The following is a 26,986-nucleotide window of genomic DNA, read 5'->3' on the forward strand; positions in this document are numbered from 1 at the left end:
GTGGGTGGCCCCCGAATTTGGCCATGTTCTGGAAATAGAATGACATGGTTGTTAATTGTGAATACTGTTTTTGTCGAGCGAGAATGTCAGGCGCGCCTGAATTCAGGAGAATATCATGAGTACCGTATTGGGTAATTCTACCGTCACCATCAAGGCCAACGCCGGCGATGTGCAGATCGGTAACCATCTTCCATTCATGCTGTTTGCCGGGCCTTGTGCCATGGAAAGCCGTGAGCATGCGCTGGAAGTGGCGAGCGCCATCAAGGAGATCACGACAGAACTGGGCATCGGTTTCGTTTACAAGACATCCTTCGACAAGGCCAACCGGACCAGCCTGTCGTCTGCCCGTGGTGTCGGACTCGATGATGCGCTGCCTGTGTTTGCCGAAATCCGCGAGACACTCGGCGTTCCCGTGCTGACGGATATCCATGAGCGCGCCCAGTGCAAGCCGGTGGCTGAAGTTGTCGATGTCTTGCAGATACCGGCCTTCCTGTGCCGGCAGACAGACCTGCTGCTCGCCGCCGCCGAGACCGGCCGCGTCGTGAAGATCAAAAAGGGGCAGTTCCTTGCGCCGTGGGACATGAAGAATGTCGTGAAGAAGGTCACCGATGCCGGCAATCCGAACGTGCTGATTACCGAGCGCGGCGCGAGCTTCGGATACAATACTCTGGTTACGGACTTTCGCGGCGTGCCGACCATGGCGCGGGATACCGGCGCGCCGATTATCTTCGATGCCACCCACTCCGTCCAGCAACCGGGCGGGCAGGGCGGCACATCCGGCGGCCAGCGGGAGATGGTCCCGACGCTTGCACGGGCGGCGGTTGCCGTTGGCGTTGCAGGCATTTTTGCCGAGACACACCCGGACCCGGACAATGCGCCGTCAGACGGGCCGAACATGATCCCACTGCATTTGCTGAAGCAGTTCCTGACGGAGCTGAAAGAGATCGACGCCCTGACGAAAAAGCGCCAGAACCTGCACTTTTTCGCTGAGTAGTTTTTGCGCTGAAAGCCCTGGCTGAGTGAGGCCACGCAATAAAAAAGGCCGCCCGATGGAGCGGCCTTTTTCTTGTGTCGGGATCTATCTTACAGATAGGTGATACGATCTTCCGTCATCAGACGGTCGGACGTCATGGAGATCATCCATTCGTTCTCATCAGCGCCGGGCTCAAGCTGATTGAACTCGACAAGATATCGATCACTGGCAAGGCCGGTACTGAGCACGGCATATTCGGTCTCCCCATCGGCATTCATGATCAGGTCATAGACGGATGCCGTTTCCGTTGCATCCGCAGAACCAAGCATGACCTCATCGCCAAGCAGTTCCGAAACACGCATCAGCATTTCGCCTTCAAGAGACTGGTCGTCGAACTCGGCGGCACTGTCGATGCCTTCATCGGTCAGGGATGTGACAAAGCGGGCTTCATCCTCGTCCATTTCGATGGTGGCCTGGGCAAAGTCCACGGTGATCTGCTTGTCGCCGAGGCCGAGGAAGCCGCCGGAAGACAGGACCAGCATCTGCGCCGTGCCATTTTCGTCAACGATGACGTCATTCACCGAAGCAACGACTTCACCATCTTCGCCGATAACGTCAGCACCCGTCACATCACGTGCATTCAGAGCGGCGTGGGTTATGTAGGTATTCCCGTTGTAATCGATGGTGGGCGTCGTTGCCGAAGCAAGCCGCTGGTCAAGGTCACGACGCTCGGTTTCGCTCAGGTCGCCCGATGCGCTGTAGCCCGTGGGGTTAGCGACAGTGGCATCTGCGCCATAGCCGCCCTGGGTGTCTTCATCCACCGATGCCATTTCGGTCTCGGCGTTTTCGCCATAGGTGTTTTCGGCCGCCATCTCGGTGTCTTCATCATAGTTGCTGGCGGTGTCCGTCGAATTGCCACAGGCAGCAAGCGCGCCAACGGCAAACAGGGCGGTCGTCATTGTAAGCATCTTTTTCATGGTCAATTCTCCATTCTAAGAACTGCTGACGAACACGGTGTTTTTGCAACCAGTTCACGACGACCATCAATCCGCAGTTTAAAAGCTGTTAAGATAAGAGGGCAGCATGCCCCTGATGAGTGAGCGACCGCTTGCGGTACGGGCGTTGCAGACGTGCCCAACAAAGGGCATATTTCCCCCGCATAAAGACAATGCGAGTAAGCCGAGGGGAAGGATATGCTCCGCTATTTCAACGCGTCCTGGATATTGTTGTCAGCCGCTGTTGCGGTTTCTGCCTGTACGTCCATGTCGGATGTTCCCGAGCCTGTAATGGCACCGCCGCCGCCAATGTCGGCCCCAATGCCTGCCCCTGTGGCCGAACCGGCCCCGGCCCCGACGCCAGCACCGTCGCCGCAGCCAGACCGTTCACCTGCGCTGTCCAAGCAAAGCCAGGAAGAAATGGAAGCGGCGATGAGAGAGCGGGCGCAAGCCGAAGCACGGGCCGAGGCCGAAATGGAAGCGCGCCAGCGGGCAGAGGCAGAAGCCCGTGCGAGGGCGGAAGCCGAGATGGCCCAACGTGAAATGGCCCAGCGTGAGATGGCAATGGCAGAGCCAGCTATCATGGCGGGGCCAACCGCCAGTGGTGCCTGTATCGACAGTGCCGGATACGGATCGAGTTTCGATTGCGTGGACCTGTTCTTCGGCACAAACCGTAATGAAGAACCGAGTGAGGCAGGCCAGGTATTGTTCGGGGGGCGGGCTGCTGGAAAATCGACCCTCGGCGTCGTCACTGTGACCGTGCCGATCGAACGTCTGAACATGCCCGGCTCGCCGGTAAAGAAACTTTCCAACGCCAACCAGTCGGTGACCATGGCCGACCGGGACGAGTATTTCGCGATCTGGGGCTGGGACGAACAGGACCCGACCTCGTTCAGGCGGCTGGTCGGGGCGGAGCTGGCGGCAGCGACGGAGTACGAGAACTCCGCGCTCGTTTTCGTCCACGGCTTCAACGTCACCTTCCGATCGGCGGCATTCCGCGCCGCGCAGATGAAGTTCGACATGGATTATGACGGGCCGACGTTCTTTTTCTCATGGCCTGCCAATGGCTCGACGCTGGAATATCTGTCGGACCAGGACGATGCGGATATCTCGGTCGCGCCGCTGACCGACTTCCTGCAGCTGGTGCGCGAGAGCGTGGGCGAGGATACCAAGATCTATCTCGTCGCCCACTCCATGGGTACACGGCTCGCCGCGCAGGCGATAAACCGGCTGTCGCTGATCGAGGGCGATGACGAGCCGTTCTTCGAGCGATCGCTGTTTGCTGCCGGGGATCTCGACCGGGAGCTGTTCCGCCGCTGGATCGAACCGGCGCGCGGGCTCGTCGGTGAACTGACGATCTATACATCCAGCGATGACAAGGCCGTGTCTTTCTCCCGGTTCCTGCGCACACCGGGCTTCGGCTCGTCAGGCGGAGAGGATGTGAAATCCCGTATCGGGCTGATCGACCAAAATCTCGGGCCGTCGATCTTCGACGAGGCGATGACCATCGACATCACCGATGTGAATACCGGCATCCTGTCGAACTTCTTCGGTGTGAACCATGCCGACTATGTGGAGAGCGAGGTGACGATTGCCGATCTCGAGGCCTTGCTGCGCGGCGGGGCTTTCATGCCGGAGGCGCGCAACGGCAATTTCGTGCGCCAGTGCTATAATGGCAGGCCATACTGGAAATATATCAAGGGTGGCGGAGCGCCAGACAATTCCTGCGTCCTGCCGTTCTAGAAAACATCCCATACGAAAAAAAAAGCCCCGCCGGTCTGGCGGGGCTTTCTGTTTGCGCCTCGAAGGCCGTTATGCCTTGGCGAGGTTCTCGTTGACGAAGTCCCAGTTGACCAGCTCATCGAGGAAGGTGTCGATATATTTCGGCCGGGCGTTCTGGTAGTCGAGATAATAGGCGTGCTCCCAGACATCCATGGTCAAGAGGTGCGTGACCGAGGAATCGTCCAGATAGTTGACGGCGTTGGGAGAGTTGGTGATCTCCAGCTTGCCGCCCTTGGCGATCAGCCATGCCCAGCCTGAGCCGAACTGGTTGGCGCCCGCTGCGGCGAACTTGTCCTTGAACTCCTCATAGGAGCCGAAGTCTTTCTCGATCGCTTCGGCGATCGCGCCGGTCGGCTTGCCGCCGGCACCGGGCTTCATGCCTTCCCAATAGAAGGTGTGGTTCCAGACCTGGGCGGAGTTGTTATACAGGCCCTGATTGCCGTCTTTCTTGGCCTGGACGACGATCTCCTCAAGCGAGGCATCGTCGAGCGGCGTGCCCTTGATGGCGTCATTGGTCTTGTTCACATAAGCCTGATGGTGCTTGCCATAGTGGAATGACAGCGTTTCGGCAGAGATGTGCGGGGCCAGGGCATCTTCCGCATACGGAAGCGGTGGCAGGGAAATCGACATGGGATAATCCTCTCTCGTTTGGTGTGAAACCGATGGGATATACCTAATCCCCTCGGCTGAAAGGTCAATCGTGCTGATGAATGGGCAACGGACAGTAGCGGCGCCCGGTTCCGATTGATAATTGCTCTCAAGTAGGAGTATCAGACCTTCGGGATGGCCATGCCACGCTGGACGGCTTCCCGTGTGCCGATGCGGTCTACCCAGCGGTCGAGATTGGGGGCAGGCGGCAGCGTGATCGGCTCCTTGGCTTTTTCCTGATAGAAATCTAGTGACTTGATCCACGGATAGACCGCGATATCGGCAATGGAATAGGCATCGCCCGCGAGATAGTCATTGTCGCCAAGGCGCTTGTCGAGCACGCCGATCAGGCGCGACGCCTCCCTGGTATATCGCTCGATGGCATAAGGCACGGTCTCCGGCGCGAAGGCAGTGAAATGGCCGAGCTGGCCGAGCATGGGCCCGAGGCCGCCCATCTGGAACATCAGCCATTCCATCGCCGCCGTGCGGGCCGGTCCTTCGGCGGCGAGGAGCGGCGAGCCGGTCTTTTCTGCGAGATAGATGAGGATGGCACCGGACTCGAAGACGGAGCGCGGCCCCTCCGGTGCGTTGCGGTCGACGATGGCCGGGATCTTGTTGTTCGGCGAAATCTTCAGGAAGTCGGGCGCGAATTGTTCATCCTCTAGAATGTTGACGGGGTGGACGTCATAGTCGAGGCCCAGCTCCTCCAGCATGATGGAGACCTTGCGGCCGTTCGGGGTGGACCAGGTGTAGAGATCGATCATGGGGTATGCTCCTTTGTTCGTCTGTAGATAGGCAGGCTGACGGACAGCGCCATTCAGGAAGGCGTGAGCGGGGCCTCTTCTTCATCTGCGATGCCGGCGGGCAGGAAGCGGTTCGCCGCTGCACCGACCAGGCTGGAACCCGCGAAATAGAGCGCCGAGATCCATAACAGGCCGACCGCGCCGGTCTGCGGCAGGAAGCCGAGCCCGGTGAGCAGGACGCCATAGATGGCCGGGCCTGCCGCCGTCGACAGCACCATCATGGAGGAGGTGAGGGAGCGTGCCGCGCCAAGCGTTTCAGCCGGGACAAGTTCGGCGATCACCGCCTGGCGAATCGTGCCGCCGAGCCCGTTGGTGAACCCGGCAAGTGCCATGTAGATCAGGACGGCCAGCGTCGAGTGCCAGAAGATCAGCACCAGAATACCGGCAATGGCCGGGACCAGATGGATCGGCATCAGGAAGCGGGCGGAGAAGCGGTCGATCAGCGGCCCGCCGACGAGGGAGCCGGGCACGCGGACAGCAGCGAAAATGACGAAAGAGGCAGCGAACAGCTCCAGCGTCTTGCCGAGGTCTTCGGCGATGGCACCCTGATGGAAGATCAGCGCGGTCAGGATCATGGGTGAGGCGATATAGAGCGGCAGGTTCGCCCAGAACCACGGGATCGACAGGATGCCGGGCGCATCGCCGCTCGCCGCCTTCGCGCCGTCCTTCTGGAAAGGGCGGCGGAAATCGGCCTGCGCCCTGATCCAGTAAAGCGCCGTGCCGGCCGCGAGCAGACCCAGCAATATGCCCGACGCCATGAAGGAAAACCGCCAGCCGACGAGCGCGATCAGCGCGACGGCGGTTACCGGCAATAGGCCCTCGCCCATGGCATGGCCGAGGGAAGTGAGCGCCAGTGCCTTGCCCCGGTCACGCCCGAACCAGCGTGCAGCGGCGGTGATCGCCGTATGGCTCATCAGTCCCTGGCCGAACAGGCGCAACAGGAAGATGCCGGCGATCAGCATCAAGGGGCCGGTGGCAAGGGCCGTGAAGAAACAGGCGAGCGTCAGCCCGACGCCGACAATGGCGCCATAGTGAAACAGGTCCGTCCGGTCGATGAACTTGCCAAGCAGCGGCAGGACGAGGGCCGAGGCAATGGTCGCCCCGGCATAGATGAAGGAGAACTCCGCATCGTTCAGCGCCATCGCCGTGGCGATGGACGGCACGAAGACCGAGATGAAGAAAGTCTGCCCGGCCGAGGAGCCGAAGGTGTACATGAAGCCGAAAGCGATGAAACGCGGCTCCCGGCGGAGGAGCTCGAACATGCCCATGGGATGATCCTGACGGGAGTGGCTGACGAAATTGGCTCTCGCGACTTACCTATACCCGATGCTGCACTGCGGCAAGGCGACTGTTCCAGTTGGCAACGATTGCCGATGCACCGCCTCATCTGACTTGCCAACATATAAAGATATCTTTATATGTTGCGAGAAATTGCTACAGGAGCCTGCCATGTCCGATCGCGAAACCCGCCAGAAACAGCTGCTTGAGGCGCTGAAATCCCGCATCCTCGTGCTCGACGGGGCGGCGGGGACGATGATCCAGAAGGAGAAGCTGGACGAGGCTGCCTATCGTGGCGAGCGCTTCGCCGACTGGGAATGCGATGTGCAGGGTAACAATGACCTGCTGAATGTTACGCAGCCGGACGTCATCACCCGCATGCACAAGGCCTATCTTGAGGCCGGGTCGGACATCATCGAGACCAACACGTTCTCCTCCACCACCATCGCGCAGGCGGACTACAGGATGGAAGACATCGCGGTTGAGATGAACCGCGAGGGCGCAAGGCTGGCGCGCGAGGCGGCGGATGAGTTCGCGACCGACGACAAGCCGCGCTTCGTCGCCGGGGCGATGGGCCCGACCAACCGGGCGGCATCCCTGTCGCCGGACGTGAACAATCCCGGTGCGCGCAATGTCGATTTCGACGGGCTGCACAAGGCCTATGCAGAGGAAGTCCGTGCCCTGATCGAGGGCGGCGTCGACCTGTTGCTGCTGGAGACGATCACCGACACGCTGAATGCGAAGGCCGCCGTCTTCGCCATGGAGGATGTGTTCGAGGAGGTTGGCTATCGTGTGCCCTTGATGATCTCGGTCATGATCCCCGACCAGTCGGGCCGCACATTGTCGGGCCAGACACCGGAAGGGTTCTGGAACTCTGTACGCCATGCAAAGCCGCTGACCATCGGCGTCAACTGCTCCCTCGGGCCGGACCTGATGCGGCCTTATGTGGCCGAATTCGCCCGCGTCGCCGACACTTTCGTCTGCGCCTATCCCAATGCCGGCCTGCCGAATGCCTTCGGCGAGTATGACGAGACGCCGGAGAGCATGCGCAAGCATCTGGAGGAATGGGCCGATAGCGGGCTGATCAATGTGCTGGGCGGGTGCTGTGGCACGACGCCGGGTCACATCAAGGCGTTTGTCGAGGCAGTGAAGGGCAAGGCGCCGCGAGAGGTGCCGGAGCTGGAAACCACCATGCGCCTGTCCGGCCTTGAAGCGTTCAAGATGGCGGGCTGATCGGCGAAACGGTCGAGCCGGATACGAAAAAGGGGCCCCTGAGAGGCCCCTTTTTGCATTATTGTATTGATGCTGACTATCGGGTCTTGCCGATTACCAGCCGCCGCGAATGCCGACCCGGCCTGCGGTGGAGCCGTAGTCGAAGCCGACAGCCAGCCCGGCATCGACGGTCCATGTCTTGCTGAGGCGGGCACCGACGCCGAAGGCTGCGCCCTGCTGGCTTTCGAACGTGCCCCAGTTTGCAGACACAGAGAATGTCTCGTCCGGGTACAGAATGGCAGTGCCGGCCATGGCGAGTGCCATGGCGACGCCTTCTTGGGTCTTCGAGATATCCTCATTGATACCGGCAAAGCGCTGGTTCACATCGCTCTCCAGATCGAGCAGCTGACCGTAATTGACCGCATCCGTCGTGTTGACGCCAGCGGCGACATTGGTCAGGCTGCGCGGCGACAGGGCCGTACCGAAGGAGACCGTGTTGGCCTCGCTTGCGACAGATCCGGTGCCGATGGCAACCGAGTTGGGGGCGCTGGCGACGGAGTTTGCGCCAAGGGCGATGGCACCCGTGGCCGAGGCATTGGCCGTGTTGCCGATGGCAACGGCATCCTCGCCGGACGCGACCGCATCATTGCCCGCGGCATAGGCGTTGGTGCCGGAGGCGACGGCCGCGGCCGAAACCGGCGTGACGACACTTGCCTGGGCGACCGGTGCGGTGCCCGTTAGTGAGCCTGTCAGAGAGCCAGTGGCGGTGTGCGCCGAACGTGGCGTTTCCTGCGCATCGTCCGAGGCTGCCTCGGTCGTGCTCTCGGTCCGGTCAGCGAACCGTGCGGCAGAGGTCTTCGCCTGCGCTGCCGGTTGCGGGCTGGCCTGCGGTGTGTCGGAGGTTTCAGCCGGTGTTTGCGATTCCGCTACGACGTCGACGGGTTCCGCAGGAGGCGTGCTGCCGCCTTCGAGCTCGGCGATGCGGGCTTCGTGATTGTTCAGCATGGCCTGGATTGCACCGCCATCGCTGGCGAGGTTGCCATTGGCATCGGTTGTGATGATGCCGGTGACAGTGCCCTGAGCCGCAAGGGAGGCAGCCGAGGTGATGCCTGCGAGGGTGTACGTATTAAAGAGGTTCCCCAGGGCGAACTGGTTGTCACGAATGGTGGATGTACCATTGCCGACGGCAGACGAGTTGATGAAGTTCGCCGAGGAGTTGGAGCCAAGGGCGAAGGCGTTACGGCCACTGGCGACAGACTGGAAGCCCAGCGCCGTGGAGCGAACGCCGGAGGCCGACGCGAACTGGCCCGCAGCGACACTGGCAGTGCCGGACGCCGTAGAGTTGGAGCCGAAGGCGGTCGCGCCCTCTGCCGAGGCCGCGGAATTGCGGCCAAAGGCGGAGGCAAAATCGGCCGTTGCAGCAGACTGGCGGCCAAAGGCCGTCGCCTGTACGCCGGAGGCGGTGGCCTGGAACCCGACAGCAGCACTGGCGGCACCGCTGGCATTTGCGGCGTTGCCAACAGCGGCGCTGTTCAGCGTATCGGCTGATGCGTTGACGCCGAGAGCGACAGAATTTTCCCCGGTCGCCTGTGCCGCAGCGCCGAGCGCCGTTGCCCTTAGGCCTGCCGTGGTGAGCTCGCCTTCATCGACCTCGCCATCTTCATTCAGGTCAACCCAGCTGCCCATGGCCAGCGCGTTGTCACCGGTGGCGCGGGTCTCAAGACCGGCGGCAATGGAGGCAAAACCGCCTGCCACGCTCTGCGAACCAAGGGCGACAGAGAAATCGGACAATGCATCAGCCCTGTCGCCCAAGGCCACGGAAGACACTCCTTCGGCCTCGCTGACATGGCCTAACGCGACACTTTGGTTAGCCTTTGCTGCCGCACCATAGCCCAAGGCCGTCGAGAAGTTTCCGGCTGCCTGAGAGGTGCCCCCGACTGCGGTGGAAAACAACCCGTTTGCGGTTGAGACAAATCCAATCGCTACCGTGACATTGCCTGAAGCTGTGCTGAGGTTACCAATGGCGATAGACGACAGGTTTGATGAGATCGCGCCATTGCCCAACGCCATGGATTGACTGGTCGCTTCTGCCTCCTTGCCGATCGCGATGCCTATGAAGTCCGTGGCACTCGCGCCATCACCGATCGCGATTGAGGATTCACCAGTCGCCTGGGCGGCAGCACCGTATGCAGAAGAACGCAGGCCGGAGGCCTTGGTGATTTCATCAGCATCAACGATGCCGTCGCCATTGAAATCGAACCAGCCACCGGCTGCAATGGCCGACTGGCCGGTTGTCGAGGTCTGCGACCCGATCGCCGTGGCGTTGCTGGCATTTTCTACGCGCGCGAAGAACCCAAGGGCCGTGCTGTTCGTCCCTCTTGATCTTGCATTACCGCCAAAGGCAATGCCATTATCGCCATCTTCAGAACGCGCGTTCTGCCCCACAGCAATGGAGCCCTGGTTTCGTGCCTGGGAGTTGGACCCCATCGCAAAGGAATTGTTTCCTGATGCCGTCGAGAAGCGCCCGATTGCGACGGAATTATCTCCATTAGAGTTGGTACTGATCCCGATTGCGACCGAGCCATTGTCAGTCGCCTTTGCATTGTTGCCTATCGCTACCGCATTAATGCGGGTAGACTGAGAATTAATGCCGATTGCAACTGCACCACCACTGGACGCCAGACTGTTGGTGCCTATTGCTACGGAGTCGTCAGCACTCGCCGTCGCGTCGGCGCCGCAGGCTATGGCATTTTCACCCTCAGCACTCGGATTACCTTCGGTTTCATCGGCCTCGTCGACGCACACGTCCTGCGCCATGGCCGGTGACGGGATTGAGACGGCAAACAGCATCGAGACGGCAAGCACGGATGCGCCGAGATAGAGATGGGATTTTTTCGTAAGCATAGACATGGAATTCCTCCTGAGAGCTGGTGGTTCAAGGTTTCAAGTTATGGATTGAGTAGAGTTGTGGTTGGGTGCCGGGCAGCGCGAACAGCCGCGCATTGCCGGGGTAATCCGTACAGGGAATACAAGTGCTGAAAGGGTATGAGGGGCGCTGCAACGCCAAAGCGCTGCGGTCGCCATCGAAACGGGTCGATGAAACGGGGCGATGAAAAAAGCTCGGCATCTGGTCCCTCCTTCCGGCGAACCGGCCGGTGCGGCCCCTGCCGGGGCGGCGCATTCAACCGGTTCGTGATGGAAGGATCAGACAGGACCCACGTGGAACTGAGCGTGGTATAACGCTGGAAAAGTTGCGAAATTCGCGTGGTAATTGCGTTTGAGAGCGTTTAAGCGCGCAGGAATTCCCGTACCACGCTCAGGAATGTGCGGGCGGCAGGCTCCCGCCCGATCAGCAGGTGATTATTGCTTTCAAGGCTGACGAACTCGGCATTCGGGATGGCTGCGGCCAGTTCACGCCCGGTGGAGACGGGGATGCGCCGGTCGCCGCGGCTGTGAATGACGAGGGTGGGCACACTCAAAGAGGAGAGCTTGTCGCGCACATCGAGGTCAGCGAAAGCATGGAGAAAACGCACTGCGTTTTCCGGTGATGTCGTGCGGCGCTGGAATTCATCGAACCATTTCAGCTCTTCCGGCGTGGCATCGGGCATGAAGGTCTGGGAGAACAGGTTGCGATAGGTCGGGTCGGAGCGGCCCCAGCCGGTTTCGGTTAGCACCATCACCGCCTCTCGCTCGCGAACCTCTGCCGGCGTTGCTGTATGACGCCAGCCCGCCGGGTAGCCGCCAAACAGGATCAGGTGTGTAACCCTTTCAGGGTGACGGGCGGCGTATTCGATCGAAACGGCTGCGCCCTGGCTGATGCCGAGCAGGGGGAACCGGTCGAGCCCGGCCGAGTCGACCACCTCCTCAAGATCGCTGACAAATGTGTCCTGGCTGATCTCGTCGACTTCCCAGTCGGACAGGCCGCAGCCGCGCTCGTCATAGCGGATAAGGTGATGATCCTGCGCCAAGTTGCGGAAAAGCGGGCTCCAGATCGGCGCTTCCCAGTCGAGCTCCAGATGCGTCAGCCAGTTGGCGGCCTTGACCAGCGGCGGACTGTCTTCATCGCCGATACTGGCCCAGGCGAGTGAGACATCATCCTGTGCCTTGACGAAGCGCACCTTCTGTCGGGAGGCGAGCCTGTGCCCATCCATATCGTCTGCTATCGTCCCGCCTTCAGGCTGAACGCGATCGGGGGCAGTGGCCCAGACCGGTTTTTTCAGGCCAGCTTCTTCGAACTCGGTCTCGATCCGGGCAGCAAGGGCGGCGGCTTCCTCTACCTGACCGACCATCCGGCGGCTGGAGACGACGCATTGCGCGGCTTCCTTGTCAAACGGTGCATTGTCTAACCAGCTGTCCGCCCATCGGGAAGCATCCTCCCGGGGTATGTCCTCTGACTGGGCCAGACGGCGGGCCAGGCTGGCCTTCAGGCGTTGCAGATCCTCGCGTTCGCGGGTCAGCCAGGCGGTGAAATAGTCCTGGTTCGACAGCTCGCAATCTTCCATCAGCACCTGGTCGGCGAGAGCCCAGCCCGCTGCCAGGGCGTCCGGTGTCGCTGCCTCATCGTTGATGAGGTCGCGCAGCCTGTGCAGGTCCAGATCGATATAATCCGTCTCGATCCGCACACGCTCGCGATCCGTGACGAGGCGTATCCTGCCGCCTGCATTGAGGGCCGGGCGAAGTTTGCTCAGGGACCAGCGCAGGGAACCGCGCGGATCGTCCGGCACGTCCCAGAACAGTTCGCATAGCCGGTCACGGCGCTGCGGCGTTGCGCACAGGGCCAGATAGCCAAGGAGGGCGCGGGTCTTGCGGGAAGAGGGAAGGGGCATGGCCTTGCCATCGACAAAAACCTCCACCGGGCCAAGAAGATTGATTTTTAGCATTTTGCTTTCCCGCAACGCACAAATGCCATCGTTGCAGTCTTTCTGCCAGGGGGGCAAGCCATATGATACCAGCCTGTTTCGCTATTGCGAAGGCTGTCTGGCTGGGCGGCGTATCACTCTGCGGCCTGTGCGGGCCTGCCTGTGTCGATCATGCATACCGTCTCTGCGATGCGTGCGGCGACCCTGTAGGGGTCGGCATTGGCACCGGGTCGGCGGTCTTCGAAATACCCGGCCCCCCTCTGCTCGACATCCAGCGGTATGCGGATCGACGCGCCACGGTCGGCGTTGCCGACCCTGAACTCGGTGATGGCGCATGTCTCGTGCTGGCCGGTCAGCCGCTCGGCCAGCCGATCGCCATACACCGCAATGTGCTGGCCATGATATCGGCTGAGAAGCTCCACTGCGTCGTGGATTGCCGTCAGGCCGTTGTCTTCACGCATCTGGCGGGTGGAGAAGTTCGCATGCATGCCTGCACCGTGCCAGTTGCCCTGTACCGGCTTGTTGTCGAGGGAGACGAGGACGCCGTACTCTTCAGCAACGCGATGGAGCAGATAGCGGGCCAGCCAGAGATGGTCGGCAGCGTTGAGCAGGGACGGATCCTCGCCGTCATTTCCGCGGTATCCGATCTGGAATTCCCACTGGCCGGGAAGGGATTCGGCATTCAGGCCATGAAACATGAGACCTGCCTTCTGGCATAGCTCGGCATGTTTCCTGGCGATCTTGCGGCCATAGGCCCGGTCAGCACCGACGCTGCAGTAATACCGGCCTTGCGGTTCTGGCAGCCCGTCTTTCGGGAAACCGAGCGGGCGGCCGTCGCGGAACAATGTGTATTCCTGTTCAAAGCCGATCCACGCATCTGCGCCTTCTGCCCCGGCGCGCAGGATGGAGCGCAGATCGCCCCGCGTGTTGGTAACATGCTTGGTGCCATCGGCGTTGAAGACTTCGCACAGGACCAGATAGTGCTCCCCGTCCCATGTCGGGTCGTCCCATGTCGGGTCGCTGACGACGCAGACCGGCGTCAGGGCGCAGTCGGAATATCTGCAATCTGCCTGCCCTGTTGCCGTGCCGTCAAAGCTCCAGTCGGGGAAATCCCTGGGCTTTGGCGTATCTGTCTTCAGCCTGACTGTCCGTGTCTTGGAGCGCAGCTCCTGCACCGGATCGGAACCATCGAGCCAGATATATTCGGCAAATGTCATCAGCGCCTTCCTTCCAGGCAGGTCTCTTCTGTCCTGAGAGAAGCATCGCTTCGTTTGAATGACCGTTGCAGCCAACGTGGAAAAAGCGTCGGAACCGGGTAAAAAAAGGGGCCTCGCGGCCCCTTAGATTATTCCTGTTGAGCAGGCGGCTGTTGTTGCGGTGCGCCCTGCTGAGCCGGGACCGAGCGCAGCGCGAGCTGCTGGGTGATGCAGCTGATAGAGCCGATATTGTTGCTGCCGTAATCGAGGAATGGCGAGTCGTCACGCTGCTCGCGGCTGACCTGCGCCGGGATGTAGAGATAGCAGACCGAGCCATCGACCGGGTCACGCCAGCGCTGGATCACCGTATCCTCGAACGGGCCCTGATATTGCGCCTGCAGTTCCATCGGCTGGAATTGCGGCTTGGGCGGATATTCCCGCTGTGGCGCCTCTTCGGCTGCTTCTTCAGGCTGCTGCGCATTGGCGGAGCTGGTCTCCTGATTGCAGGCAACGGCGATGATGGCCGTGGCGAGGAGCGCCGAGACACCGGCGATCGCTGTTTTCTTGATCATTCTCATCCTCATGAATTTACTGGATACAAAGATTATCGGTATTTGCCCTGATTACCAGCCACCCCTGATGCCGAGACGCCCGGCGGTCGAGCCATAGTTGAGGCCGACAGCGACACCGGCATCGATGGACCAGGTCTCGTTGATGCGGCGGGCGAAGGCAAAGGACGCGCCCTGTTCGCTCTCGAACGTACCCCAGCCGGCAGAGACAGAGAAGTCTTCATCCGGATAGAGGACAGCCGCGCCGGCCATGGCAAGCGCCATGGAGACGCCTTCCTGGGTGCGGGAGATATCATCGCTCAGTACACCAATGCTCTTGTTGACCGACTGCTCCAGCTCAAGGAACTGGCCGTAATTGACCGCATCGGTGGCGTTGATGCCTGGCGCGACATTGGTCAGGCGGCGCGGCGACAGGGCCGTGCCGAAGGAGACCGTGTTGGCCTCATTCGCGATAGACCCGGCACCGATGGCGACAGAGTTGTTCGCGCTGGCAACGGAATTCGCGCCGAGGGCCATGGCGCCCGTGGCAGAGGCGCTGGCCGTGTTGCCAATGGCTACCGCATCCTGACCGGAAGCGACCGCATCATTGCCGGCGGCATAGGCATTGGCGCCTGAGGCAATGGCAGCAGCCGATGGCGGCGTCGTGACGGTAACGACCGTCGTCTGGGCAACCGGATCGATGCCCGTGGCTGTCCCGGTGCCGGTGGAGGCTGTACGGGTCGTGTCACGCTCATCGCCATCCTCGCGGCTGGCAAGGACATCGTCTGCTTCTTCTTCCTGCAGCGGGCCATCGACCTTTTCAGGGCGCACGGCAGTCAGGCCATCTTCTTCGATGTCAGCGGTTTCGTCCGTACCCGCCTCGGTGGATGCTGTTTCAACGCTTTCGGGTGCTGTCCCATCCGTACCTTCAGAGCCGGACCCGGTCGAGCCGTCGGTCCTGTCTGCGATCCGCGTGGCAGACGTTTTGGTCTGTGGTTGCGGGCTTTCCTGAGACGACGCGCCGGATGTGGCGCTCGAACCAGAGGAGGCTGCAGCGGAGGAGACCGGGGCCTTGGACGTGGCGACGCCGCCCTCGAGCGAGTTGATGCGCGCCTCGTGGTTGGCCAGCATCGCCTGGATTGCACCGCCATCGCTGGCAAGGTTGCCATTGGCATCGGTGGTGATGAGGCCGGTGACAGGGCCTTGTGCGGCGAGGGAGGCGGCAGAGGTGATGCCTGCGAGGGTATAGGTATTGAACAGGTTCCCCAAAGCGAACTGGTTGTCGCGAATGGTGGATGTGCCATTACCCACGGCAGACGAGTTGATGAAATTCGCCGAGGAATTCGAGCCGAGGGCGAAGGCGTTGCGCCCGCCTGCCGTCGCCTGATAGCCGAGCGCCGTGGAGCGCACGCCTGAAGCGCTCGCGAACTGGCCGGCGGCGACACCGGCAGTGCCGGAGGCTGTCGCATTGGAGCCGAAGGCAGTCGCGCCCTCAGCCGAGGCCGTGGAGTTGCGCCCGAAGGCAGAGGCATAGTCTGCCGTTGCGGCAGACTGGCGACCGAAGGCCGTCGCCTGCAGGCCTGTGGCACTGGCCTCGAAACCAACCGCGGCACTGGCAGTGCCAGCAGCCTCAGCACGATAGCCGCCGGCAAAGCTGTTCAGGCCTGTTGCTTCTGAATCCGTGCCGATGGCCGTGGCGTATTGCTCCGTTGCCTCCGCCGAGCCACCCAGGGCGACCGTGCCTTCCTGCGACGCGTAGGCAAGGCGCCCTGCGGCAAGACTGTTCAGCCCCCCGGCGCGGGATCCATGCCCCAGCGACAGAGACGACACACCTGTGGCTTCTGCCTCATGGCCGTATGACGAGGCAGAAGCCATGGTGGCAATTGCATCGTAACCGACCGCCAGTGCACTATCTGCCGTGGCCTGGGCATATCGGCCGATCGCGGCCGAACTGTTGGCAGTTGCCTCCGATGTGCGGCCGATGGCAAGGGAAGAATCACCCGATGCGATGTTGTTGTACCCCAGCGCTGTCGAAACATAGCCGCTGGCGTTATTGGATGTTCCGTAGGCGGCCGCATAGTCACCGTCTGCAGAAACGTTGGCGCCAATTGCCGTGCTACTGATCCCGCCCGCACTGGCGTAAGAACCAGCGGCTACGGTGTTGAGATTGCCCGTGGAACTGCCGAAGCCAAGAGCGACTGAATATAAGCCGCCAGATTCTGCTCCTGTACCGATGACAATAGCCGAGCCATGTGTGGCTGCAGCATCTCTGCCAATCGCGATGGAGTCAGCCATGGTTGCTTCGGCTGAGTGCCCCAGAGCCACGCTGCTGTCGCCGGACGCCGTAGCATAGCGGCCAAAGGCACTTGAACTGTCGCCGCTGGCAACGGATGTGCGCCCGACCGCCGTCGAGGAATCACCGGACGCCACAGAATTATAGCCGATTGCTGTGCCGATATAACCGCTGGAATTGGCGCTTCGGCCAATCGCGGTCGAATAATCACCGCCTGAGTTGGCGTAATTGCCATAGGCGGATGAAAAGTTCCCGCTCGCGGTGGCGTCGTCGCCGTATGCGGTGGCGTTTGTACCACTGGCAGTCGCACCGGTGCCGGCAACGGCGGCCAGTTGCGGGCCTTCTGTGCTGCTGCCATCCGTAGGCGTATCATTGCCGCCGGCATTCGGATCGCTCGGCGCACCGGGGTCCTGCGGGCCGGTGCTGAAGGACGAAGCGGGTGAGGCTGAGGACATCATGGCCATGCCACCGCCCTCGAGAGAGGCGATGCGGCTTTCGTGATTGTTCAGCATCGCCTGCATGGCGCCGCCATCGCTGGCGAGGTTGCCATTGGCATCGGTGGTGATGATGCCGGTGACGGTGCCCTGTGCGGCGAGGGAGGCAGCCGATGTGATACCCGCGAGTGTGTAGGTATTGAACAGGTTCCCCAGCGCGAACTGGTTGTCGCGGATCGTCGACGTGCCGTTACCCACTGCAGACGAGTTGATGAAATTCGCCGAGGAGTTCGAGCCGAGAGCAAACGCATTTCGTCCGCCCGCGACGGCCTGATAGCCGAGCGCTGTCGAACGAACGCCTGAGGCAGTCGCGAACTGGCCGGCGGCGACACCGGCAGTGCCAGAAGCTGTCGCGTTGGAGCCGAACGCGGTCGCGCCTTCAGCCGAGGCGGTGGAATTGCGACCGAAGGCGGAGGTGTAATCTGCCGATGCGGCGGACTGGCGACCGAAGGCCGTGGACTGCAGGCCTGTCGCGCTGGCTTCGAAACCGACCGCGGCACTGGCGGTGCCAGCAGCCTCCGCACGATAGCCGCCGGCAAAGCTGTTCAGGCCTGTTGCTTCTGAATCCGTGCCGATGGCGGTAGCTGCCGTGGCATTGGCCACCGCGTTGCGGCCGAGGGCGACGGTGCGATCGCCCGTTGCCCGTGCTGCAGCACCCACCGCAGTTGCTTCCAGCCCGGCGGTGGTGACCTCATCGGGATCGAGGATGCCGTCCTCGTCCAGATCGACCCAGCTGCCCAGGGCAACTGCGCTGATGTCGGTTGCCTGTGAGCTGAAACCGGCAGCAAGGCTGACAGCGCCGAGTGCCGATGTGTCCGCGCCGAGCGCGGTTGAATAGTCGGCATCCGCTTCAGCAGTATCGCCGAAGGCGGAAGACGATATACCTCTCGCATCGGACCGGGTGCCGACCGCCGTAGCGTGGTTCGAAGCGGCATTGGCATTGTAGCCGAATGCCGAAGCATAACTTGTCGTTGCCTGTGCGCTCGTGCCAACAGTCGTGGTGTAAGCCGAAATGGCGTCGGCGTTGCGACCCATCGCGACTGCATAACTGCCGGTTGCCTGGGCGCCAGTGCCGATCGCTGTCGATCGCAGACCGGTGGCCCGTGTGATCTCACCTTGTTCAACGATCCCGTCACCGTCAATATCGTACCAGCTGCCGAGAGCAACGGAAGATTCCCCGGTTGCCTGTGTATAGTCGCCGCCGGCAAAGCTTTTCGTGCCTGACGCCAACGCGCGGTTGCCGATAGCGGTGGCGCGCAAGGATTGTGCGTTGGCAAAACTGCCAACGGCGGTAGCATTGTCATAATTTGAGGTGGAGCTGGCGCCTGCTGCGAGTGAGTATTCGCCGCTCGCAGAGGAGTAAGAGCCAAGTGCGGTGGCGTAATCTCCATCTGCAGCAGGGTCATACCCAAGCGCGGTGGCAGAATAGCCAATAGCATTTGCTGCCGCGCCTACAGCGGTGCCCCGGTCAGCAGCCGTTGAATAGCTGCCGATAGCGCTTGCGCCATAGCCTGTCGCCTCTGTGCCTGAGCCGATGGCGGTCGCAAAGGAGCCTGTTGCCTCGCTCTCATATCCAAATGCTGCACTCTGGCTACCGCTGGCCGTGGCCGGGCTGCCGAAGGCAGTGGCGTTACTGCCACTGGCGGTCGCACCAGTTCCGGCGACGGCGGCCAGTTGCGGGCCTTCTGTGCTGCTGCCATCCGTGGGCGTATCATTGCCGCCGGCATTCGGATCGCTTGGCGCGCCGGGGTCCTGAGGACCGGTACTGAAGGACGACGTTGCGGGTGAGGCTGACGACATGATGGCCATGCCACCGCCCTCGAGAGAGGCGATGCGGCTTTCGTGATTGTTCAGCATCGACTGGATCGCGCCGCCATCGCTGGCGAGGTTGCCATTGGCATCGGTGGTGATGATGCCGGTGACGGTGCCCTGTGCCGCGAGGGAGGCAGCCGAAGTGATACCCGCGAGGGTGTAGGTATTGAACAGGTTACCCAGCGCGAACTGGTTGTCGCGGATCGTCGACGTGCCGTTGCCGACCGCGGACGAATTGATGAAGTTCGCCGAGCTGTTCGAGCCGAGAGCGAAAGCGTTGCGCCCGCCAGCAACAGCCTGATAGCCGAGTGCTGTCGAACGAACGCCTGAAGCAGTCGCGAACTGGCCGGCGGCGACACCGGCAGTGCCGGAGGCTGTCGCGTTGGAGCCGAAGGCGGTCGCGCCCTCGGCCGAGGCCGTGGAGTTGCGACCGAAGGCAGAGGCATAGTCTGCCGTTGCGGCAGACTGGCGACCGAAGGCCGTGGACTGCAGGCCCGAAGCATTGGCCTCGAACCCGATTGCGGCACTGGCAACGCCCGTGGCGTCGGCGAGATAACCGCCAGCAAAGCTGTTGGAGCCTGTCGCTTCGCTATTCGTGCCGATGGCAGTGGCCGCACTGGCAGTGGCCACCGCGTTTCGACCGAGGGCCACAGTGCGTTCGCCGGTTGCCTGCGCGGCCGGACCGACAGCCGTTGCTTCCAGCCCGGCGGTGGCGACCTCATTGGCATCGACGATACCACTCTCGTCGAGATCTATCCAGCTGCCCAGGGCAACGGCACTCTCGCCGGTCGCCTGTGTCTGGTACCCGGCGGCAAGGCTCCATGCCGATGAGGCCTCGCTGTTGGCACCGAGGGCCGTGCTGTAAATGCCGTCTGCAGAGGAAGCGTATCCAAAAGCAGAGGCGCGGTCGGCTGTCGCTTCGGCAAAGGAGCCGGTGGCGGTGCTGTCGTAGCCTGAGGCTGTCGAATTGCGGCCAAAGGCAGAGGAAAAGCCTCCAGATGCTACGCTTCTATAGCCATAGGCGGCGCTTTGCGCACCGCTGGCTGTGGCCGGACTGCCGAAGGCCGTGGAGTTGCCACCACTGGCGGTCGCACCGGGGCCGGCGACGGCGGCCATTTGCGGGCCTTCTGTGCTGCTGCCATCCGTAGGCGTACCATTGCCGCCGGCATTCGGATCGCTCGGCGCGCCGGGGTCCTGCGGACCGGTGCTGAAGGACGAAGCAGGTGAGGCCGAGGTGAGCAGGGCTGCGCTGCCGCCTTCAAGCGAAGAGATGCGCGCTTCGTGATTGTTCAGAAGCGTCTGCATCGCACCGCCATCGGATGCGAGATTGCCATTGGCATCGGTCGTGATGATGCCGGTGACGGTGCCTTGCGCGGCGAGGGAGGCAGCAGAGGTGATGCCTGCGAGGGTGTAGGTATTGAACAGGTTACCCAGCGCGAACTGGTTGTCGCGGATCGTCGACGTGCCGTTACCCACGGCAGAAGAGTTGATGAAATTCGCCGAAGAGTTCGAGCCGAGGGCAAACGCATTTCGCCCGCCAGCAACAGCCTGATAACCGAGCGCTGTCGAACGAACGCCAGAGGCAGTCGCGAACTGGCCGGCGGCGACACCGGCATCGCCGGACGCTGTCGCATTGGACCCGAAGGCGGTCGCGCCTTCCTTGTTGGCGACGGCATTACGGCCGAAGGCGGAGGTATAGTTTGCTGTCGCAGCCGCCTGGCGGCCAAAGGCAGTAGACTGAAGGCCGGCGGCATTGGCCTCATACCCGACAGCGGCGCTGGCAACGCCCGTTGCCCTGGCGAGATAGCCGGCTGCCGTGGCATTATTGGCTGAGGCAAGGGTTTGCGGGCCGAGCGTGCTGGCGAAATTGCCTGTGCTGCGTGCCGCAGAGCCGATGGCCACGGCCATGGTGCCATTGGCGGTCGTCTGTTCGTTCGCGCCGACAGAACCATCCGTATTCAGATCACTCCAGCCGCCTATGGCGATGGAATTTGCGCTTGAAGCATTGGCGCGGGACCCGATGGCGACGCTTCTCTCCGTACCGGCAGGCGTGCCGGCAATAGCCACGTAACCGAGGGCAACTGTCTCGCCACCGCGCGCTTGCGAACTGTTGCCTGCAGAAAAGGAATTTTCGCCTGTCGCCGTGGAAGAGGGGCCGAAGGCACTGGATCTGTCGCCGATGGCCTCTGCACCAGCACCAACTGCAAGCGATGCAAGCCCTGTGGAGTCAGCGTTATTACCGATGGCTATGCCAAAGGCGACGGCTGATGCCGAGGCAGAGTCGCCAATTGCAATGTTCAGTCCACCAGCACTGTCGGCGTTGCGTCCTATGGCTATGGCGGAGTCGACAGAGGCTGATGCACCAGTGCCGATGGCAACGGTATTGTGATGGAGTGCCTGGGCAGTAAGGCCGAGCGCGACGGAACCGGTGCCGAGAGAGCGGGTGAACTCGCCCGCATCGGCGAGGGAATCGGAATTGGAGTCGATCCAGCCGCCGATGGCGATGCTGCCAGTGCCATTTGCTTGCGAGAACACACCATTGGCGTAGGACTGGGGACCGCTGGCAGAGGCATTGTAACCGATAGCCGTGGCAGAGGCGTTCTGGGCGTTTGCGCCGTTGCCAATGGCAATCGCAGTGTCACCCGCGGCTGTGGCCGTCGCGCCAAGCGCTGTCGCACCAACGCCTGTCGCAACAGCATTGCCGCCGATAGCACTCGACAGAGGGCCCGTTGCCTGGGCGGAAATCCCCTGGGCGATGGCGCCAGTGCCGTTTGCAAACGTGAACTCGCCGGCATCTCGGATGCCGTCCGAATTCTCGTCATTCCAGCCGCCGATGGCAATCGCGCCATCGCCTTGGGAAACCGCGCCACCCCCCACGGCGACGCCGATGATGCCCGATGCCTGCGCCGCGGTACCGAGCGCGGTCGAGCCCGGACCGGTTGCCGAGGTGCGCTCGATCGCATCGACAATGCCATCTTCGTTATAGTCGGCCCAGCCGCCAAGGGCGACGGCGTTGCCGCCTGTCGCCTGTGCCTCAGAGCCGATAGCGATCTGGCGGAAGTCTTCGCCCGGCGACGTGCCGGCGACGGCCATCTTGCCGATGGCGATTGATTCATCGTCATAGGCTATTGAGAAGCTGCCCAGCGAAACGGAGTCCTCGCCATAGGATTTCGCTCGCGTGCCGAGCGCCATGCTGTAGTCTGCGAGGGCAACGGTCGCTTCATCGCCTTCCTTGATGCCGTTATTATTGATGTCATACCAGCCGCCCATGGCGATGGAATTCTCGCCGCCAGCGAGGGATGTCGCGCCAACCGCGATGGCGTAGTCCTCGCTCGACAGGGAGGACGCGCCAAGGGCGAGACCGGCGGTGCCCAGTGCGCGCGTCTCTTCGAAGGAGTCGACGGCGCCGTTGTTGTTGGTATCGACCCAGCCGCCAAGCGCAACGCCGGAGGCGCTTGAAGAGGCTGCATCACCAATGGCAACGGCACTGTTGCCACTGGTGCTGGCCCAGCGGCCCATGGCAATGGAATTGGCGCCCGATGCATAGGTGACTTCACCAGTATCAATTATGCCATCGGAATCCTTGTCCGCCCACGACCCAATGGCGATCTTGTTGGACGTGCCGACATTGGTATCTGCGCCGTACCCAAGGGCGATATCGTACGAACCGCTGGTGCCGGCGAAGCTGCCAAGGCTGGTGCCGCCCGTTAGCAGCACCGATGCCTCGCGCCCGAGGGCTATACCTTCAACACCGTTGGCCTCTGCTTCCTGGCCAATGGCAATACTGCTCTGTGCAGTTGCGTCTGCCATGTAGCCGAGTGCCGTCGCATGGTGATTGAAGGCGACCGCGCCCGTGCCGACAGCGGTGGTAAAATTGCCGGCAGCACGGGTGTACTCACCGGCGTCTTTCACACCATCAGTGTCTTCGTCATACCAGCTGCCGGCGGCATAGCTGTGATAGCCGGTCGCCGTGGTGCCATGACCGATGGCGGTTGCGCCTTCCTGATCAGAGATGGCGAGGGCGCCGAGGGCAGTACCGTCCAGATGATCTGCGCGCGCGCTGTAGCCGATAGCCGTGCCGTAGAGTTCCCCGGTACTTGAAAAAGAGCCGATGGCGACGTTGTTGGCGTTCTGGGCATCGCTGTCATACCCGATGGCAACACTGGAAAAGTTGGAGGCGGTCGCATTGCGACCGATGGCTACGGTGGATGACCACTCGGCTGCTGCGCCCGGCCCGATGGCGACGGCATGGACGCCGTCGGATGTTGCCTGACGACCGATGGCGATACCATTTGCGGAGGCGACGGTAGCCGCTGTGCCAAGGGCAATGCTGTACTCGCCTTGAGCATTGGCAACCTCGAAGGACGAGAAGCCGCCATTTTCATCGATATCTTCAGCGCCGCCGATGGCGATTGAGTTCAGGCCGTTGCCGGAACTGTAGTGGCCGATAGCGATTGCCTCGTCGGCAGCAGCGTAGCTGAATGTCCCGAGCGCCACGGATTTTTCACCGTTCCCGTAAGAGCCCCGTCCGAAAGCGATAGCATCGTCCTGCAGGGATTGGGCGAATTCGCCGATGGCGGTGGCCGATTCGCCGATAGCTGTAGCGCGGGAGCCAAGCGCGACAGAGTTCAGGCCGGTTGCGGTCGTAATCTCGTTGGAATCCACCGTCAGGTCGGAATCGATGTCCTGCCAGCCGCCAATGGCAACGCTGTACAAGCCGTCAGAGGCGTTAGCTTCGGCGCCAACAGCGACACTGCCAAGTCCTCCAGCCTGGGAACCATACCCCAGAGCCGTGGTATAGCTTTGGATCGCGGAGGAATCAGCGCCGAGAGAAATTGCCCCGAAGCCGATGCTGTATGTTTCCCGGCCGATCGTGATCGCATCTATCGACGCTGACTGGGCCAGTTGTCCAATGGCAATGGAATCCTGTTTCTGGGCACTTGCCTTGAAGCCCAGGGCGACGGCGTAATCCTCATCGGCCCAGGAATTGCTGCCCACAGCCACCGAACCGAAGCCGTTTGCGGTCGTCCGTTCACCGGTCTGGGTAAAGCCATCGGAATTGGCATCGTGATAGGACCCGATTGCCGTGGAGTATCCGCCAAACGCATTTGCGCTAAGGCCCACAGCCGTACCCCATTGCCCGGCATGGGAATATCCCCCGACAGCTGTCCCACGCGTACTGGCATAGGCGCTGTCACCGACTGCTGTTGCAAAGTCGAATTCGGCAAATGCGCTAACGCCTAGAGCGATGCTGCGTGCCCCCCAAGCTCTGGCGTTATAGCCGTAGGCAGAACTAAACGTGCCCGATGCCGTCGCGCCCTGCCCACAGGCGGTCGCTTGCGAACCGGTTGCACTCGCACTGTTATCCGTGCCGTTGGTATCGTCCTCGCAGGTCGTTGGAGCCGCCATGGCTTGCGTCACCACAAGTGGCGAGGCCGTGATCAACGCGAGGGAAGATACACCGGTGGCAAGTATTGCGGCGCGAAGGCTTTTGGTCAGCATGGAAATACCCCTGATACGGCCGGCGAGCCGTACTCTCTTTACAGTCAGGGAGTGCTGATCCTTCAGACCGCTCTCCCTTCGGTCTGCCGGCGCGAATCGCGCCGAATCAAAAACATTAACAATTGATTAAGGGTGGCCTATTTGTCCTGCGCTGGCAAGGCCGAGATTCCGGTTTATGTGAATAAAATCTGTGGATTGGGTGTGATAAGCGATTGTGCACCGGTTAACCATTTCAAGGCGGGGCGAGTCGCTGAATGTAACACACACCCTGCGTGCATTCGGCATGATCGACAGCTTTTGCCGACCCGTTAAGACGCAATTCACCAAGCCAAGCCGGTAGCAAAAAGCACAGTGCATGGGCCGTCAGATGCTGATGGTCAGTACGGTGATGAATATTTGACTGTGACAGCCCGGGGCCAGCAATTTTGGCCGTTCGGCGTTTGCCAGCCAGATGGAAATATCCTAAAGCCTTCCATAATCCCTTCTTTCGATTGATCTCAGGAGACCTGATGCCCGATACAGGCCCGTTGTTCTTCACGCTTGCCTTGTTCGCGGCTGGCGGCATCCTGATGGGCGCTGCAGGCTCGCGCCTCGGCGCGCCGCTGCTGCTGATCTTCCTCGTTGCCGGCATGATGGCGGGATCGGAAGGGCCGGGCGGCATCATGTTCGAGGAATCGGTCATTACCTTTTTCCTCGGCACGGCGGCGATAGCCGTGATCCTGTTCGAGGGCGGGCTGCGCACCCAGCCGAAGATCATCAGACAGGGAATAAAGCCGGGTTCGGCGCTGGCTTTTGCCGGAACCGTGATGACGGCGTTCATCGTTGCGCCCATAGCCATGTGGCTGTTCGACATGCGCTTTGCCAATGCGCTGCTGCTCGGGGCGATCGTCTCCTCCACCGATGCCGCGGCGGTGTTCGCCCTGGCGGCCTCCGGCGTGAAGCTGCCGGAAAAGGTGACGGCGACGCTGGAGGTGGAATCCGGCTTCAACGACCCGATCGCGATCATCCTCGTCATGGGACTTGTCGAGACGCTGGCGGGCGAGCCGATGACCTGGTGGCAGTGGATCGTCATGCCCGCCTATATGCTGATCGCCGGCGGGGTTGCCGGCTATGGTATTGGCTGGCTGTCGGCATGGCTGTTCCGCCATGTGCGCCTGCCGGTAGGGCTGAAAGCGATCCTCGCCATGGTGATGGGGCTTCTTTCGTTCGGGCTGGCCGATTTGCTCGGCGGGTCCGGCTTTATCGCCATCTATATCGCAGGCGTCGTGATGGCTTGGAAATCGCCAAAGGCTGCGAGCGATGCCGCGCCCGGTGTCGATGGCCTGGCATGGCTTGCGCAGACCGGGCTTTTCTTCCTGCTCGGGCTGTATGTGACACCTTCGCATCTGGCCATCGTGGCAATCCCGGCGGCACTGACCGCGATGGCGCTGTTCCTGCTGGCCCGGCCGCTGGCGAGCTTCGTCTTGCTGGCGCCGTTCAAGTTTACGGTTCAGGAGAAGGGCTTCATCGCATGGACCGGCTTGCGCGGGGCAACGCCTGTCTTCCTCGGTATCATGCCGCTGCTCGGCGGGGCGCCAAATGCGTCGCTCTATCTGTCAGCTGCACTGGCCGTGGTGCTTGTCTCGCTCGTGGTGCAGGGCTGGACCGCACCGCTGGTCGCCCGCCAGCTCCGCCTGACGGGGGAGACCTCCGCGCCGCCGGCCCGCGGAGAGCTTTTCTCCCGCCTCGGCTCGATGAGCATCGTGCTGCTTGCCGGAATGTGGTTCACGATGGTCCATCATTCAGAGGCTGAAACCGTGCCGACGGTCCTCGTCTATCCAGCGACCACAACGGAGATGATGACCGATATGAGGCCGGACGATGCCCCGGCGGGAGCGGATGTGGTCGTCGCAAGCTTCCCGTCCGATTTCCCCGGTCAGCCTGCCGAAGTGCGGCAGGCTGCCTATCCGCCCGTGATCGCGGCTGCGATGCAGGAGATAAACGAGGAGATCCTCGAGCAGCGGACAGAACTGCTGGCAATCCTCGACAAGGAAGCCAGCGGGCAGGCGCTCAGCCTGGAGGAGCAGACACGGGTCGATATCCTTGCCCGCAGCTATCGCGGCCGGTATCGCGAGCGGGCGGAACTGCCGGAGAAAATCGACATCATCCCGCCATCCCTTGCCACCGCCCAGTCCATCCTTGCAACGGGGTGGGGCTCAGCCGAAGGACTGATGGAGCGCAACGCGATCTATGGCGGGCGTGGCGGGGTTGAGCATGAGACGATCCTGGAAGCCACGCGTGCCTATGCGGCATATCTGAACGGCCACCCGGCGTTTGAGATATTCCGGGAGCGCCGTGCTGCCTTGCGCGCAGCGGGCGAGGAGCCAAGCGGGGTGGCCCTTGCCGGAGCGATAGGGCCTTATGTCGGCGGTGACAGCACTGCCTACATTGCGGATATCGAGGCGCTGATGAGCGCGCGTCAACTGGACCGGTTTGATCTCGGCGATGCGCCTGAGCTCACCGGGCAGGAATAGTCGGGAACAGGTTGGTGCAGTTGGGCTTGTGCGATCCGGAACCGGCGTCTATGCTGCGCTGCAGCAGGCTGGGCCGAC

At 62.0% G+C, this 26,986-nt stretch carries 12 protein-coding genes and 1 pseudogene; 4 read left to right on the forward strand and 9 right to left on the reverse strand.

What is annotated here, in order from left to right:
• Window positions 1-115 precede the first annotated feature (115 nt).
• Window positions 116-994 carry a 3-deoxy-8-phosphooctulonate synthase gene (gene kdsA / locus FF098_RS13270; protein ID WP_155141237.1) on the forward strand — a complete coding sequence of 293 codons (879 nt, stop codon included), beginning with the start codon at window positions 116-118 and terminating at the stop codon, window positions 992-994.
• Window positions 995-1,083: 89 nt separating this feature from the next.
• Here kdsA and FF098_RS13275 read toward each other — a convergent pair whose 3' ends face one another.
• Window positions 1,084-1,950: a PRC-barrel domain-containing protein gene (locus FF098_RS13275; protein ID WP_155141239.1), complete on the reverse strand. Its 867-nt coding sequence runs from the start codon at window positions 1,948-1,950 to the stop codon at window positions 1,084-1,086.
• Between the two features lie 216 nt (window positions 1,951-2,166).
• On the opposite strand from FF098_RS13275, the gene FF098_RS13280 reads away from it, so the two are divergent.
• Window positions 2,167-3,711, forward strand: coding sequence for an alpha/beta hydrolase (locus FF098_RS13280; protein ID WP_155141241.1), 1,545 nt, complete (start codon window positions 2,167-2,169; stop codon window positions 3,709-3,711).
• A gap of 69 nt (window positions 3,712-3,780) precedes the next feature.
• On the opposite strand, the gene FF098_RS13285 is transcribed toward FF098_RS13280, so the two are convergent.
• The 3 genes from FF098_RS13285 to FF098_RS13295 form a co-directional block, all read right to left on the reverse strand.
• Window positions 3,781-4,380 (reverse strand): superoxide dismutase, encoded by a 600-nt coding sequence (locus FF098_RS13285; protein WP_155141242.1) that lies wholly within the window; start codon window positions 4,378-4,380, stop codon window positions 3,781-3,783.
• A gap of 140 nt (window positions 4,381-4,520) precedes the next feature.
• On the reverse strand, window positions 4,521-5,162 hold the full coding sequence (locus FF098_RS13290; RefSeq protein WP_155141244.1) for a glutathione S-transferase C-terminal domain-containing protein: 642 nt from the start codon (window positions 5,160-5,162) through the stop codon (window positions 4,521-4,523).
• Between the two features lie 53 nt (window positions 5,163-5,215).
• The gene (locus tag FF098_RS13295; protein ID WP_166426523.1) at window positions 5,216-6,463 is read right to left on the reverse strand and encodes an MFS transporter; all 1,248 of its coding nucleotides are present in this window, start codon (window positions 6,461-6,463) and stop codon (window positions 5,216-5,218) included.
• Window positions 6,464-6,650: 187 nt separating this feature from the next.
• Here FF098_RS13295 and FF098_RS13300 point away from each other — a divergent pair.
• Window positions 6,651-7,697: pseudogene (locus FF098_RS13300) on the forward strand (homocysteine S-methyltransferase family protein); the annotation flags it as partial.
• A 108-nt stretch (window positions 7,698-7,805) separates the two neighbouring features.
• On the opposite strand, the gene FF098_RS13305 reads toward FF098_RS13300, so the two are convergent.
• The 5 genes from FF098_RS13305 to FF098_RS13325 form a co-directional block, all read right to left on the reverse strand.
• Entirely contained in the window at window positions 7,806-10,601 is a 2,796-nt protein-coding gene (locus FF098_RS13305; protein ID WP_155141250.1) for a YadA-like family protein, read from the reverse strand.
• A 377-nt stretch (window positions 10,602-10,978) separates the two neighbouring features.
• A complete protein-coding gene (locus FF098_RS13310; protein WP_155141252.1) occupies window positions 10,979-12,571 on the reverse strand; it encodes a bifunctional AfsR/SARP family transcriptional regulator/alpha/beta hydrolase in 1,593 nt (530 codons plus the stop codon).
• A gap of 113 nt (window positions 12,572-12,684) precedes the next feature.
• The gene (locus tag FF098_RS13315; RefSeq protein ID WP_155141254.1) at window positions 12,685-13,767 is read right to left on the reverse strand and encodes a glutamine synthetase; all 1,083 of its coding nucleotides are present in this window, start codon (window positions 13,765-13,767) and stop codon (window positions 12,685-12,687) included.
• Window positions 13,768-13,895: 128 nt separating this feature from the next.
• Window positions 13,896-14,318 carry a hypothetical protein gene (locus FF098_RS13320; protein WP_155141256.1) on the reverse strand — a complete coding sequence of 141 codons (423 nt, stop codon included), beginning with the start codon at window positions 14,316-14,318 and terminating at the stop codon, window positions 13,896-13,898.
• A 51-nt stretch (window positions 14,319-14,369) separates the two neighbouring features.
• Window positions 14,370-24,395 (reverse strand): hypothetical protein, encoded by a 10,026-nt coding sequence (locus tag FF098_RS13325; RefSeq protein WP_155141258.1) that lies wholly within the window; start codon window positions 24,393-24,395, stop codon window positions 14,370-14,372.
• A 509-nt stretch (window positions 24,396-24,904) separates the two neighbouring features.
• On the opposite strand from FF098_RS13325, the gene FF098_RS13330 reads away from it, so the two are divergent.
• Complete coding sequence (locus FF098_RS13330) at window positions 24,905-26,908, forward strand: potassium/proton antiporter (protein WP_155141260.1); 2,004 nt, start codon at window positions 24,905-24,907, stop codon at window positions 26,906-26,908.
• The last annotated feature ends 78 nt before the right edge of the window (window positions 26,909-26,986 follow it).

Source organism: Aquisalinus luteolus, from assembly GCF_009712425.2.
Classification (GTDB): domain Bacteria; phylum Pseudomonadota; class Alphaproteobacteria; order Caulobacterales; family Parvularculaceae; genus Aquisalinus; species Aquisalinus luteolus.